Origin of the sequence: Rhodopirellula europaea 6C, from assembly GCF_000338295.1 — a bacterium.
Lineage (GTDB): Bacteria > Planctomycetota > Planctomycetia > Pirellulales > Pirellulaceae > Rhodopirellula > Rhodopirellula europaea.
On sequence record NZ_ANMO01000203.1, the window covers coordinates 22,925 to 36,347 of the forward strand.

Here is a 13,423-nt window from a genome sequence, read left to right on the forward strand (position 1 = left end):
TTCCGCATTCCGATCCTTCAACAAAAAACGATCTGCATTTGATTCGGATTCCCGCTGATCAGTAAAACTAGTCCGGGACGGCCTCTTTGGTCCAAGTGATGTTGTAGCGTGTTTGTCCCTTTTCATCGACGAACCACTGACGCCAGATCTCGCGATAAGCGTGTCGATGCGTTCCAAACACGCGGTTATCGCTGATACGCAGTTGACCTCGTCGATTGCGGAATCTTGGCAAACGTGGAGACTCTTCGGTCGTGTTGTGTCGAGCGAAAAACGTCATGTTCTCCGGCAAGTCAATGAACTGGCCACGAAACTGGCTTTCGCCACCTTCGTTCCTACCAACAACGGTGATTGGGTACTTTCCATCAGCCACCTGCCTCTTGAATTCCGCGTCGTAGTCGCTGCTCGACATCCATGGGGTCCATTCAGCCGGCACCCAAGTTGTGGTGTCCGGCGCTTCCGCTACCGTCGTGGCCGCATCATTCTCGCTCGAATCCTTCTGATTGATCGTGGTCCGGTGCATCCAAAGTGAAGGGAAATACGAGAACTCGTCGCTCTCCTGTGATGTTCCGACAACGACAATCTGCCCATTGTCGCGGCCGAGATAGATTGGCTGGATCGGGGCTTGATCATTGGGCGGTACATCGGGGAAACGACTCACTCGAGTTCCTGTCTCGGAATCGTAAACACTGATTGTTCTTTCATCGGCCACCGCAACAAGATCCCGACCGGCGGAGAACTCGACCTTCAAGACCCGCCAGGACGCACCGCCATCGGTGCGAGTAGGGAGCGTTGCTGTTTTCTTGCCGGTCCGCGTATTCCAGATCTCAACGCTTGAAGGGAACGCGAACACCACTCTCTCCGCATCGTCGCTGATGGCCAGGGGATGAATCCGTGGAAGCGCAGGAATTGCGTTTGCTTCAGATCTACCGGTTCGCATATCGAGCACGAAAATGGACCTTCCCTCATTCTTCGCTTCCGGTGTCGTAGCACCATTGTTGCCAATCAGAATCAATTGATTTCCGTCGATGCTGAAAGCCAAAGCCCTCTGATTCTCGAGAAACGGTTCCGAGTTATGCATCTTGATTGGCAAACCGGTTTGCAAGTCAACGACACACGTTCGAAAAGACCGCGTATTGTCTCGACTGGATTGAGTTACAGTGAACGCGACAGACGATCCGTTGGGGTGCCAAACTGCTTTGGTCGGTCGCGAGGCGAAATGAAGCGGCAGATTAAGCAAAGGCCGGGTCGCCACCATCCGACTCTCTGAAATTGAATAGATGTCGGCAATCAATTGGTATCTCCCACGAGTATCCGTTCGCAGTAGGTAAATTCGATCTTCAGTTCCAAACGCATCGTCATACCGGCGTCGTTTAATCTCAGCGACTCGGATGCCTTCCCCGGACAACACCGAAACGCGATCGACGGTGACTTCGTCCCCGTTCAGATTCAATAGATACAGCGACTCACTGTTTGCCGGCCACCACCAACGCAATGTGCTGTCACCGGGCATCATCAACGCAGAAGCGACATTCTGACTGCTTTGGTCGGGAAGCTGTAACGTGAGCTTGCCGTGGGATTGAATATCCAACTCTTCGAATTCGGCACGAGTTCTCAATGCTTGTTTTTGACGCACTTGACCAGCGTTCCAAGCGAGCCCGCCGATTGTCATCGCAATCAAGCAAGTGGTCGCGATAAGAAAGACAGCAACATCACGCCAGCCATTGTCCGTCCGACTCATGCTGAAGCTCCGTTTGGCTTTTGACTTCGCATGCCGATCATCTGCTTGACCAGATACGGCGCACGCCAAAACAATACCAGTGTGGCGACGAACTGCATCCAAAACAGTGGCCAGACACCCGCAGAGACTCGAATGAAGGGGGCAAACACATTGCCGCCACGCGGCCAATCGGGCAAAATGTAGATCATCACAATGACCATAAGCTGGCTCAGCCCGAAAAACTGAAAACGCCGCTGGAAAAACGGAAGCAAAATGAACTGAATCCAAAACGCCATCACGACTGAATCAGGCTCCACTTGGTAAGGTCCAAAGACATCACGTCCCACTGGCCACGATTGGCTGGCGACCAAACCCCAAACGAAGAACTGAACTACGAGGTAAACAGGAACTCTCCACCACCAATTCAAGCTTCGCATCTCCGACATCGTTGAGGCCTTGGAGGGCTTTGGAGGATCGGCAACGGAGACAGAGCCTGCCAATGTCGATTCGGTCGCGGGAGTCAATTTCATTGGCGGTGCTTCGCGGTCACCTACTCGCAGAATGACCCCACCAAAAATGATTCCCAAGGCCATCGCGACGACAAGAACGCCGATGACGACCGGACTGATCAACGCGAATCCCATCGAGGCCGCGCCGATCCCCGCCAACACAATGTTCGCCGTCAGGATGGCGACCGCGATCGCGCTGGCGACCAACAGCACCCGATCCGGTTCCCGGACACACTTCGTCCAGCGAAGAACCAGGACGACGAACCCTGCAAAGAACAATCCGCTGGTAAACCGCCAAAGCGTCGCGGCGAAGTGTACTTCAACGCTGTGCTCAGCTTCGATCGGCGCCAGCGGCCAGCGAACCGCTGTGGGAAGACCGCCGGACGAGCGAGGCGGATTCCAGATCGGGGCTGAACTTGTGAACGGGTTTCCAGATCCCGTAATTCCGAAAGCCCCATTGGTTTGCCACTGCTCACTGCCCGTATCGTAGTGATGACTCTTGCCGGTCCAAATCGGAAACAGCAAGCAAATCAATAGCCAGCCCCAAACAACTATCAAATAGGCTCGTCGGACCATGCGTACCCGAAGCCCTTCTCTCTTCTCCATTTGAGAAACTGCGGTCATGGAATTTCAGCCTTCAAGAATCGACGACAAAATGTTCTGTTCTTGATCAGAGCCCCCAGGCAGCAGCACACAGCGCTTTCGCATGACATTTCTCACGGATCGCCGGTGTCGTCTACATCCTGCACCGCGTCAATCCCTTCGCCTGACGGAACGGCAGCAAGATCCAATCGCCCAGGCAAATCTGCCCCGACGGTTCCAGCGGGCCTGGCGTTGTTCTGCGATCACCAATTCGATTGATGAATGACAACTGAGTCGCCTCTACGAAAGTGGACTAGGAATTGGTTGAGGGGCAGGGCGATTACGCAACACGGGGTGATCTGCGATAGAGGGTAGGGAGATACTGAAAAATAACTTCCCGGTTCAGCGAAAGTGATTTGTTTTGTAGTTGTATTTAGAGGGAGCGTCGTCGGCCTTGATGAAGTTGCCGTAGATGAAGTACTCGCTAGTGCTTCCGGAACGATTTTGTGCAGCTTGAGCCCAAGGTCGCCTTCAAAGCCGACCATCGTCGCGATCATCTTCACCAGTGTTTCACTGCAGTGAGTGTTTAGACTGTCCATCACGAACCGGTCGGTTGCATTTTCTCGACAATCGCATCGGTTACTTCTAGAAGTCGCTGCAGGGTGGAAGTGAGAATTTCGGGTCGAAAGTGCGGACAACTGCGCCGCCGCATGGATGAAGACCGCCGAGTGTGATGCCTGGAATTTTGCTGAAGAGCGATTTAGGAAGACGCAGGGGATGTTGGACAAGCCGGGACTCGACGCATCCGATGCCGGAATTGCCTACGCTTTGGCCATGGTGGCCCAAACGGAAATTTTGTCACCCTGACAAAATGATCAACGGTTGGTGCACTGAATCAACACCGGGCCCGGCGTAGTGGATCGCGGCGTCTTTCCGAGAATCACCATGTCATTTGTCCAACATCCGACTTTTCGGGAGAGAGATAGTAAATCACACCCTCATCCGGAGATAGCCAAGTCGAAGGATGGCCAATTCACCGGGAATGGAGAGATGAAACCACTCGACCGAAGACAATTGTTGCGTGGAACTGGAGCCATCGTGGCTCTGCCATTCCTGGAGTCCTTGGTGGCACCAAAAGCTGCGCATGCCGCAGAACGCTCGGCAGAATCATCGATGCGGATGGTTTGCATTGGGCTCGAATATGGGCTCTACCCAAACGACTTTTTTCCTGAGCAAACCGGTCGCAATTACGACTTGCCTCGTTTGTTGTCTCCGTTGGCGGATTTGAAGAACGACTTCACCGTCTTCTCGGATTTGGATCATCCGGGCATCACAGGCGGGCACCAGTCGACGCACACGTTTCTGTCTGGCATTCGATCAGATCAAGCGAAGCAGTATCCGGAAGGAAACGTCACCGTTGATCAGCGGGCAGCCGAATTTGTCGGTGCGCAGACGCGTTATCAGTCTTTGCAAGTTGGGCTAGGCGGTGGAGGCGTTTCCTGGACGCGGAACGGCGTCGAGATTCCAGCGATTACGCGACTGCGAACGATGTTCGACGCTTTGTTTCTGGAAACACCTGAGTCGAAACGGAAGCGACAAGCCAGCGAGTTTGCCGTTAACCGAAGCATTCTGGATGTTGTTGGTGAAGATGCGGCGGCGCTCAGAAAGCGAATCAATGTCAGTGACTCGACGAAACTCGATGAGTACTTCACGTCGATACGGCAAGTCGAAAAGCGACTGGAACAATCAGAGGCTTGGCTCGACAAACCAAAGCCGAAGACGAACTACAAGCTGCCAAAGCAACTACCGACCAGCTTCACCGAGGAGGTTGCGTTGTTCTATGACTTGATGAAGCTGGCATTGCAAACCGATTCGACTCGTGTGTTGTCCATGGCCATTCACGGATGGACCGGCGATTCGGGACTGGCGGGAATCACAAAAGGCTATCACGACCTTTCGCACCACGGTCGCGATGAATCAAAACTGCAGCAACTCGGCGTCATTGAGCAATTCCACACATCGCAACTCGGGCGGTTCTTGAACGGACTAAAGCAATCACAGGTCTCCGATGATGCATCGTTGCTTGACCGAACGATGGTGCTGATGGGCAGTGGCCTTGGGAATGCGAGTTCTCATTCCAATCGCAAGTTGCCTCTTCTGCTGGCCGGCGGTGGGTTTCGACACGGCGAGCACAAAGCGTACCCGGCTGAGGGAGGCCGCCAGACGCCGGCCTGCAATTTGTATCTGTCAATGCTGCAGCGATTTGGCGTGGAAACCGATCGGTTTGGGACTAGCACGGGAACGCTGGAGGGGCTGAGATGATGAGTCGCGTTGGATCAAAACAGGCTGGTGGCCTGTTCTACGTGGTTTTGTCTGCCTGGGCACTGGCACCAAGTACAACCCTCGCCGTCGAAGCCAAGTTTGACACAAAGGCCTACGTGCAAACCCACTGCATTCGCTGCCACGGTGGGGAAGAACAGAATGCGGATCGACGATTCGATCGTCTTGGTGCTGAACCTTCGGACCATCAGACTGCCGATCGTCACTCCGCAGAGCAATGGCAGGAGATCCTGGACGTCATCAATCTCGGTGAGATGCCTCCCGAGGATGAGCCACAACCAACTGCCGAAGAGACCAAGCGATTTGTCGCCACGGTTACGCGTCAACTTGAAGCGGCTCGTGAAGCCCTCGCGACTCGCGGTCAGGAAAGCTTTCGACGACTCAACCGATACGAGTATCGAAACACGATTCGCGATCTTCTTGGCATCAACATGGACTCGTTCGATCCGACAACATCATTCCCAGCGGACGATCGAGTCGACGGTTTCGACAACATCGGCGAGAGCTTGGTGCTGTCGGATTATCTACTGCAGTGCTATCTGGAAGCAGCGTCTCGGAGCGTTGACAAAGCAGTTCAATCACGAGAGGTCGTCGCACCCATCAACAAAGTGCTCCGAGCCAAAGATTTCAGCAATCGAAAGTTCCTATTCCGTCCCGAGCAACGCTTCATCGTCAATCCAACGGGCGACTATGTCGATGTCGCGCACAGCGATCCATCTCTGGCAAGGCTGCATGCCAAGAGATTTCGCGGTGTTCCGGCGGATGGGTATTACACCATTCGCGTCCAGGCCGAAGGTGTCCATCGCGAACACCCATATCCGCCTGGCACTTTGCGAGTCGATCGCGACGAGCCGATCAAAATGCAAATTATCGCATCGAACCCGAAAGTGGCTCCTCCGGGAACAGGACAGAACTCTTCGGACCGCATCGTGGCAACCGTTTCGCTGGCCGACCACCAATCCAAGGTCTACGAATTCCGTACGTGGATGGACAAGGAATTCGTTCCAGTCATTCGCTACGCCAACGGGCCGATCAATTTCCGGACATCCTTGGTGAAACTGGTTAGGAAGTATCATCCTGAAACAAAAACGAGCAACTGGCTCGATGTCTTTTCGACCGAGCCTTCCGAAAACCTCGATGTCTGGATGTCTGACGCCTACCAGGGGCCTCGGATGCGAATCCATCAGATGGAGATTGCTGGGCCGGAACCCAAAGACGAAACAAAGCCGGATTGGTTCTCGGTTGCGCGAGAACGATCGCTTGAACCGTTCATGTTTCGTGCGTTTCGCCGACAGCCCCTCGATTCGGAAGTCGCTCGGTACGAGTCCTTTTTCCAATCACGTATGTCCGCTGGCGATTCAGAAGAGACCGCTTTTCTGACCACTTGTAAAGCGATCCTATGTTCGCCGAGTTTTCTGTATGTGGAAACTCCTCCTGACGCAGCCCAAAGTGACAACCGTGCGTTCCAGCTCGCGTCCCGACTGTCCTACTTTCTGTGGAGCTCGATGCCGGATGAACAGTTGTTTCGCGCTGCTGCCGGCGGAAATCTCAGCGAACCGGAAACGCTGCTCGCCCAGACTCGTCGCATGCTGCGAGATCCGCGAGCGGAAGCATTCATCGAGAATTTCACGAACAGTTGGCTGCGTTTGAATGAACTCGGTTCACAATCCCCTTGCGGTCGAGTTACTCATGACCTCGTCCACTACGAAGAATCTCAGCTAGCATCACAAACAATCGTTTACATCCAAGGCTAACGGATACCATGAACACAGCTCTCCACCTGCCAATCTTCCGCAGCATCCTTGTTGCTTTTCTTTGCATCGTATCGGGCCTGCCTGCAATTTCGGATGACAAACCATCTCGTGCTGATGGCAAAACGGTCATCCCCGAAGCCACACTCGATCAACTCGAGCAAACCCTCGACGTGACGTTCGCAAAGTACGGCGACCGAACATTGCAATTAGACATCTTTCGCCCCAAAGATGCGCCTGGAATGCTACCGGCAATCGTATGCATTCACGGCGGCGGTTGGGGAAGAGGATCCAAGATCCATCATCGTAAAGTCGCTCAAGCCCTGGCAGCCGAAGGCTACGTCACTGCGTCGATCGACTATCGATTAAGTGGCGAAGCAAAGTTCCCGGCCCATATCCACGACTGCAAAGCAGCCGTCCGGTTTCTGCGGGCCAATGCTAAGGGCTACGGTATCGACCCTGAACACATCGGAGCAATCGGCCACTCCGCGGGCGGTCATCTGGCGGCGTTATTGGCGACGTCTGGCGGTGTTGCTGAGCTCGATGGTGCCGGTGGTAACGCAGAATTCAGCAGTACGATCCAAGCGGTGGTTCCCATGGGAGGTCAAACAGATTTCATGTCGGAACGAAACCGCGAAAAATCGGCGAGCGCAGCGATCTGGCAAGCGTTTCTCGGCGGGTCGCAAGATGAAGTCCCAGAAGTTTATCGCCTCGCTTCACCACTGGCCCATCTCGACAAGAACGATCCACCCGTCTGGCTGATTACGGGCGAAAAAGATGACCCGAGTACTCGCGCCGACTCGCTGCGTCAAAAGATGGACCAATTGAGCATTGAAAACGGCCTGACCATCATCAAAGACGCCCCGCACCCATTCACCGTCAAACAAATCTGGTTTGATCAGATGATGGAAGCGGCGGTCCCGTTCTTCGATCGAACGCTGAAGGACCATCAATGAATGAAGACTCCTCCAGTTACGAAACCTTCGTACGTTTGCTGATTGAGGAAGAGTCAGCCGTAAGAGCGTACGTACGCCGCCTCGTGCCGACGTGGCACGATGTGGAGGAGGTCGTCCAACAAACCAGTTTGATTGCCTGGAAAAAGTTCGATGAACTGGACGACATCGATCGTTTTGGTGGTTGGCTGATGATGATCGCTCGATTTGAGTCGTTGAAATATCGACGTTCGCTGGCACGCAGCCCTCTGGTGTTTTCCGACAAACTCACGGAACAGTTAGCCGATGCAACCGGCACCATTGCTGCAGGAGACGCCGATCGACAACAAGCTCTGGAACGTTGCCTGCAGAAGCTCGACCAAGCGAAACGGGACTTGATCCTAAAGGTACACAAACCGGGTGTCACTGTTCGCGAGTACGCCCAACAGAACGATCGCCCCGAACAGGCCGTTTACAAATCCGTGCAACGGCTACGTCAACAATTGTTGAGGTGCATCAAACAAACGCTTGCAGACCAGGGATTGTCATGAACGACCTACGATTCACGGAACTTGTCTCGGCTTGGCTCGATGGTTCGCTCAGTGAGACCGAGTCGGCGGAACTTCAGACAGCGCTGGAAAACTCCGCTGATCGACGCAGTGATTTTGTCGACGTGTGTGGTTTGGATGCCGACTTGCGATTGATGAGTGATGTACCGTGCCAACACGAAATGCAAGCGAATGCGTGTAACGATCGGCCTGTTGTTCACTCGCTTGCGATCCGTGCTTGTAAGTGGGGGCTCCTGGCAGCTACTTCCGCTGTCTTATTGTTCGCAATCGGCTACGGCATCGGACGCGACCGCAACAGCGATGCGACACAACATCTTGCGATGTCAGAGCCAGCATCCACCCCGCAGGACGAGACTGTCGAATCGGGCTGTGCGGTGCTGTCCCGTGTTGTGGACGCGAAATTCCCCGGTGACACGCAGTATGAGGAAGGTGACTCTTTGCAACCGGGGCAGTTCAAGCTGCTTTCAGGGGCGGTGCAAATCGACTTCTTCAGCGGTGCGACCATGCTCATCGACGACGCGGCAAATGTGAACTTGATTAGTTCCTGGGAAGCGGAGTGTGCTCACGGAAAAATCACCATGCGTGTGCCTCCTCCTGCGATTGGTTTCCGCCTGAATCTGCCTGAAATGAAAATCGTCGATCTTGGAACCGAGTTCGCTGTCGAGGTCGACGGCGACGATTCATCTCTGCACGTCTTCGAGGGCGAAGTGGAGGCACATGTCCCGGGCTCCCAAATGCAAGTCATCCGTGAAGGCAGTAGTCTCAAAAAGTCCACGGACAGCAGCGTCGTTGCGGGCGTCTCCACGCCAGCCAACTTTCCGAGTGTGGAAGAGTTTGAACGTCGCAGGGAAGAGTACTATCAACAAAAAACGAAACAGTGGCGTGAGGCGATGAACAAAGTGCGTTCACATGAGCGCATCATTGGCTGTTATCAGTTCAGACGCTGGCCAGACAAGAAATGGGATCGGCTGGTCAACAACTTTGCGATCCCCAAGCGTCGCTATAGCCACGGATCGGCAGTCGGTGCACGTTGGGTCGAAGGACGCTGGCCCGGTAAGCCGGCACTCGAATTCAAAAGCCCAGGTGATCGTGTCCGCATCAATTTGAAGAGAACTAAGTACCAGGGATTAACGATGGCGGCGTGGATTCGGGTTGACGGACTGGACCGCAAGTACAACGCGTTGTTAATGTCGGATGGTTATGAAGACGGTGAACCACACTGGCAAATTGATCAATCGGGACGTCTGATGTTCTCGGTCAGCTACGATCGCTCCTCGCCTCCTGGAGGAAGAACAGACAACGGGAATCGCCAGAGTAAGGTTTTCTATTCACCACCTCTGTTTGGCGCAAGCGACAGACGCTGGCATCACGTCGCGGTGACTTTCGATGCAAGGACCAGCGAAGCCGTGCAGTATTTTGACGGTAAAGAAGTAAGCCGTGAAGGCAGCGATCATCATCATGAGGGTCGCAGCGTAACATTCGGAACGTGTGAAATCGGCAACTGGGGGTTGCCCCTGGAGGGTGTACCATTCCCCATCAGAAACTTGAACGGACGCGTCGATGAGTTTTTGATCTATCAAGAACCACTGTCGGGCGATGAGATTGCAGCCTTGTATGAGCTTGGATCGCAATAGTGGAAAAGGGCATCCAAATCGTGGCTTTGAGACCTCGTGCTCCATTAATCTGCAGACATCCGCGACATAGCCGATCTTCTCCGACCAGCAGGACAGGATGCGGCGCACGACCATTGCCGCCGCGGCAGAGATCCTAAACGAGCTCGCCGCGGAAATGGAAGCGAAAGCCGCAGCGAGCAGCGAGCAAATGCCGACGGCAACCCCAAGGTATCGCCGGCCGAATTCGACCAAGACACAATTGCCCTCAACCTCGAGCGACAACCTCGCCGGCACCGACGTTGGCAACCAATCGAACGAGTCGGTCACTGGCAAGTTTGAATCTTACGGGCTGAACATCAGCGGCGGTGTTCAAAAACTCGATCCGATTGGTCTCGATGTACCCGCTGAAAAGCGGACGCAAGAACCTCGCGAAGAAGGCCCAGAAGTCATCGTCGCACCTAAACTGCTCATCGACGACCAACTCGAAGATTCAATCGCCCAGCAAGATCCAGAACCAGAAGCGATCGCCGATACCGATCTGCAAAACATCAACGCTCGCCTCATCGCCGTCGGTTAACACTTGATGAAGTCCAATGAACTCGTCGCCAGTGGAACCGGAAACTCTAGTGAATCCGTTGAACGGTCCAGCCTCGGACTCAGCGAAGACGTTCAACGAGCCTTCGTGGACCTGCGAAAGACACACCCAAGCTCGCCGAGCGATCCACCAACGACGGCTGGTGATTAGCTGATATCGACGGCCGCTTCTCTGACCAACCCCGAAAATGCTTCAGATGCGCGGCTCTCACCCAGCGAATTGCGACGAATCAAGCAGACAGATCGCTTGATGATCGGACGCTCGATGCGAACGGCGTGCAGCTTTCGTTTTGACAAGGCAAGGTGCGGAAGGATGGTTGCCGGACCGCCCGATTCGACAACGCCGAGACAACCCTCCACCGAGGTCATCTCGATTGCAACCGTTGGGATCACGCTCGCCTCCAAGAACGCCGCGTCAACCATCCTTCGCGTGCAATAGTCACGGGTCAAAAGACAGAGAGGCGTCTCGTTCAAATCGACGACCCTCACCTTCTTTCGATTCGCAAAGGCGTGCCGTTTGTCAACGATCAATACGAATTGTTCATCGAACAACACTTCGTGAGACAGGGTTCGCTGGCCGACCGGTTCGAAGGAAACGGCGAGGTCCAGTGATCCATCGTGCAAACCCGATTCAATCTGAGAAGCCGACAATTCCGCTACCCGGACTTCGACCGCCGGAAAGTCTCGGCTGAACTGGGAAACCACCTTCGGTATTAAATAGGCACCGACGGTTTGCACCACACCCACGCGGAGCCGACCACGCAATAGCTCGTCAAATTCGTCGACCGCTGCTTGGCCCTCATCGAGGACGTTCAGTGCTTTTCTGGCGTACTGGAAAAACACGCTTCCCTCGCCAGTCAATCGAATGCCTCGACCGGCCCGCTCGAACAGGTCGCAGCCGAGTTCTTTTTCGAGGTCCTTCATTTGCTGCGACAAGGTCGGTTGAGAGACGAACAGTTCTTCCGCGGCCGCACGAAAACTGGCGTGTTCTGCGATGGCAATGAAGTAACGGAGGTGACGAAGTTCCATGGTGTGTCCGATAGCCCATGGCTATCAGTCCCTTCGGAAAGAAGTATTGGACGCATGTTTCCAGTGTACCTAGATTTGTGCGGGTCGCGACAATTTCTGTTTGCGATGGAAGGTGAATCACTTCGCCTTCTTCTTCGAACCATCTCTTGAAAGGTGCATCACCATGTCCAAAGCCGTCTTCTATCACGCTGGATGTCCCGTCTGTGTCTCCGCCGAACAAACTGTCGCAGACTCGCTGAAGGGCGATGTCGAAAAAGTGCATTTGGGCGAGCAGTCCGGTCGAGTCGCAGAAGCCGAAGCCGCGGGCGTCAAGTCCGTTCCGGCTCTTGTCATCAACGGGCAGCCGTTTCACATCAACCACGGTGCGGACCTGTCGGCTCTGAAGAGCTGATCAAAGGTCTCGGGTCGACGAACCGTCCAAGGGCGTCGCCGGAAAATTCTGGCACGTCCTTGCCCCGCATTCATCCACGGAAGAACCCAACCATGTCGCCACGCACATTCTTCCCCGTGCTGGCTTCCAGCTCTACTCACGACGACGGTACCCGACGCACCTATCGCCGGCGTTTCGTCGCCTTAGCGATAGCGGTCGAGACTTTCGACATACTCAGTGGCGACCGAGACTATTGGCGACTTCGCTACCTCAGATCGTTAGGCCGCGTGAGTCACGCTACTCGTTCAATCGAACCGCTCGGCCGTCGCGGATGGATTGGGCCATTGCGGCCAACACTCGCATGTCGGCTAGACCTTCTTCCCCCGGCGTTCGCGGCTTTCGATCCTCCAAGATATCTCGTGAGAAATGATCCATCTCCGACGCGAAATGATTGACCTCGGCGATCTCGTGATGGGTCACCACCGAATGCGAATCCGCATGGCTCTTTTGATGTGTCATCAATCGCTGGCCGTTGTAGCTGAATGCCGGCGTCAGCTCGATCAAACCATCGGTACATGCGACGCGGTAGAAGTCATTGCGATGAGCGCCGAATCCGCAACTGATGTTGGCCAGAACGCCGGAGGGAAACCGCAGCACGCAAGAAACGCTTTCGGGCACTTCGCGAAACCGTGGATCGTCGGTGGGCTGGTGTGCTTGAGCAAACGCCTCAACAGGTTCTTCGCCGGTGACATAACGAGCCGCGTTGATCGGATAGACGCCCACATCGCCGACCGGCCCGCCACCTAGTTCCGCGGCCAATCGAATGTTGGGGGCTTCGACGTTGATACTGAAACTACCGTCGAACGTCTTGATCTCACCAAACCGTTTTTCATCGCACATCTGCATGACTTTGCGATTCAGTGGTTCGTAGTGCAGCCGGTAGGCGATCATCAACTTGCGTTTTGCCTCCTCGGCCGCGGAAATCATTCGCTGACACTCTTCGATGGACACCGCCATCGGCTTTTCGCACAGCACATGCTTCCCTGCCCGCAACGCGCGGACTGTGAACTCGGCGTGCATTGAATTTGGCAAGACGATGTAGACGACATCAATGCGGTCGTCTTCTAAGATCGTGTCGAAATTCTCGTAGTTGTAGATCGCGTTCTTTTCGATTCCGTAGGCTTCCGCAACGGTCTTTGCCTTGTCGGGATGGCCGCTCACCAGAGCGGTTGGCTCCGACAGATCGCACTGCCCGAAAGCGGGCATGATCTGCCCCAGAGCGAGTTGGCCGAGACCAACGACGGCCCAGCCAATTTTCTTCTTTGGCACCTTTGGCAATTTCAAATTCGGCGGCTGGTCGTTTGGCGGAGCGAGTGGCACTTGGTCGCCCGACTTGTTCAATGAGCTGCCGCCGACC

Annotated in this window: 11 protein-coding genes; 7 read left to right on the forward strand and 4 right to left on the reverse strand. The window is 54.7% G+C overall.

Annotated elements, in window-relative coordinates; genetic code table 11:
- Window positions 1-67 precede the first annotated feature (67 nt).
- Both RE6C_RS20795 and RE6C_RS20800 read right to left on the reverse strand, forming a co-directional pair.
- Window positions 68-1,738, reverse strand: a complete 1,671-nt coding sequence (locus RE6C_RS20795) for a WD40 repeat domain-containing protein (protein ID WP_008659749.1) — start codon at window positions 1,736-1,738, stop codon at window positions 68-70.
- Entirely contained in the window at window positions 1,735-2,850 is a 1,116-nt protein-coding gene (locus RE6C_RS20800) for a hypothetical protein (protein ID WP_039962819.1), read from the reverse strand. The genes RE6C_RS20795 and RE6C_RS20800 overlap by 4 nt, the downstream gene beginning before the upstream one ends.
- Before the next feature lie 1,008 nt (window positions 2,851-3,858).
- Between RE6C_RS20800 and RE6C_RS20805 the strand changes: the two genes are divergently transcribed.
- The 6 genes from RE6C_RS20805 (at window position 3,859) to RE6C_RS20830 (ending at window position 10,590) form a co-directional block, all read left to right on the forward strand.
- A complete protein-coding gene (locus RE6C_RS20805) occupies window positions 3,859-5,130 on the forward strand; it encodes a DUF1552 domain-containing protein (protein WP_008659754.1) in 1,272 nt (423 codons plus the stop codon).
- Complete coding sequence (locus tag RE6C_RS20810; RefSeq protein WP_008659755.1) at window positions 5,127-6,902, forward strand: DUF1592 domain-containing protein; 1,776 nt, start codon at window positions 5,127-5,129, stop codon at window positions 6,900-6,902. The genes RE6C_RS20805 and RE6C_RS20810 overlap by 4 nt, the downstream gene beginning before the upstream one ends.
- 8 nt (window positions 6,903-6,910) lie before the next feature.
- Entirely contained in the window at window positions 6,911-7,855 is a 945-nt protein-coding gene (locus tag RE6C_RS20815; RefSeq protein WP_008659756.1) for an alpha/beta hydrolase, read from the forward strand.
- A complete protein-coding gene (locus tag RE6C_RS20820; RefSeq protein ID WP_039962820.1) occupies window positions 7,852-8,382 on the forward strand; it encodes a sigma-70 family RNA polymerase sigma factor in 531 nt (176 codons plus the stop codon). The genes RE6C_RS20815 and RE6C_RS20820 overlap by 4 nt, the downstream gene beginning before the upstream one ends.
- Window positions 8,379-10,034 (forward strand): LamG-like jellyroll fold domain-containing protein, encoded by a 1,656-nt coding sequence (locus RE6C_RS20825; protein WP_008659759.1) that lies wholly within the window; start codon window positions 8,379-8,381, stop codon window positions 10,032-10,034. The genes RE6C_RS20820 and RE6C_RS20825 overlap by 4 nt, the downstream gene beginning before the upstream one ends.
- A 97-nt stretch (window positions 10,035-10,131) precedes the next feature.
- Window positions 10,132-10,590, forward strand: a complete 459-nt coding sequence (locus RE6C_RS20830; protein ID WP_008659761.1) for a hypothetical protein — start codon at window positions 10,132-10,134, stop codon at window positions 10,588-10,590.
- Window positions 10,591-10,754: 164 nt separating this feature from the next.
- Here RE6C_RS20830 and cynR read toward each other — a convergent pair whose 3' ends face one another.
- Window positions 10,755-11,636, reverse strand: a complete 882-nt coding sequence (gene cynR / locus RE6C_RS20835) for a transcriptional regulator CynR (protein WP_008659769.1) — start codon at window positions 11,634-11,636, stop codon at window positions 10,755-10,757.
- A 163-nt stretch (window positions 11,637-11,799) separates the two neighbouring features.
- Between cynR and RE6C_RS20840 the strand changes: the two genes are divergently transcribed.
- Window positions 11,800-12,027 carry a thioredoxin family protein gene (locus RE6C_RS20840; RefSeq protein WP_173401950.1) on the forward strand — a complete coding sequence of 76 codons (228 nt, stop codon included), beginning with the start codon at window positions 11,800-11,802 and terminating at the stop codon, window positions 12,025-12,027.
- Window positions 12,028-12,303: 276 nt separating this feature from the next.
- Here the strand turns inward: RE6C_RS20840 and RE6C_RS20845 are convergent.
- Window positions 12,304-13,423 (reverse strand): Gfo/Idh/MocA family protein (locus RE6C_RS20845; protein ID WP_052035017.1); only part of this gene is annotated, 1,120 nt, incomplete at its 5' end.

What these genes read in the sequence shown, in the direction of transcription:
- RE6C_RS20800 (WP_039962819.1), bottom strand. Translation starts at nt 2,850, where the DNA reads ATGACCGCAGTTTCTCAAATGGAGAAGAGAGAAGGGCTTCGGGTACGC.
- RE6C_RS20830 (WP_008659761.1), top strand. Translation starts at nt 10,132, where the DNA reads ATGCGGCGCACGACCATTGCCGCCGCGGCAGAGATCCTAAACGAGCTC.
- RE6C_RS20815 (WP_008659756.1), top strand. Translation starts at nt 6,911, where the DNA reads ATGAACACAGCTCTCCACCTGCCAATCTTCCGCAGCATCCTTGTTGCT.
- cynR (WP_008659769.1), bottom strand. Translation starts at nt 11,636, where the DNA reads ATGGAACTTCGTCACCTCCGTTACTTCATTGCCATCGCAGAACACGCC.
- RE6C_RS20810 (WP_008659755.1), top strand. Translation starts at nt 5,127, where the DNA reads ATGATGAGTCGCGTTGGATCAAAACAGGCTGGTGGCCTGTTCTACGTG.
- RE6C_RS20820 (WP_039962820.1), top strand. Translation starts at nt 7,852, where the DNA reads ATGAATGAAGACTCCTCCAGTTACGAAACCTTCGTACGTTTGCTGATT.
- RE6C_RS20840 (WP_173401950.1), top strand. Translation starts at nt 11,800, where the DNA reads ATGTCCAAAGCCGTCTTCTATCACGCTGGATGTCCCGTCTGTGTCTCC.
- RE6C_RS20825 (WP_008659759.1), top strand. Translation starts at nt 8,379, where the DNA reads ATGAACGACCTACGATTCACGGAACTTGTCTCGGCTTGGCTCGATGGT.
- RE6C_RS20805 (WP_008659754.1), top strand. Translation starts at nt 3,859, where the DNA reads ATGAAACCACTCGACCGAAGACAATTGTTGCGTGGAACTGGAGCCATC.
- RE6C_RS20795 (WP_008659749.1), bottom strand. Translation starts at nt 1,738, where the DNA reads ATGAGTCGGACGGACAATGGCTGGCGTGATGTTGCTGTCTTTCTTATC.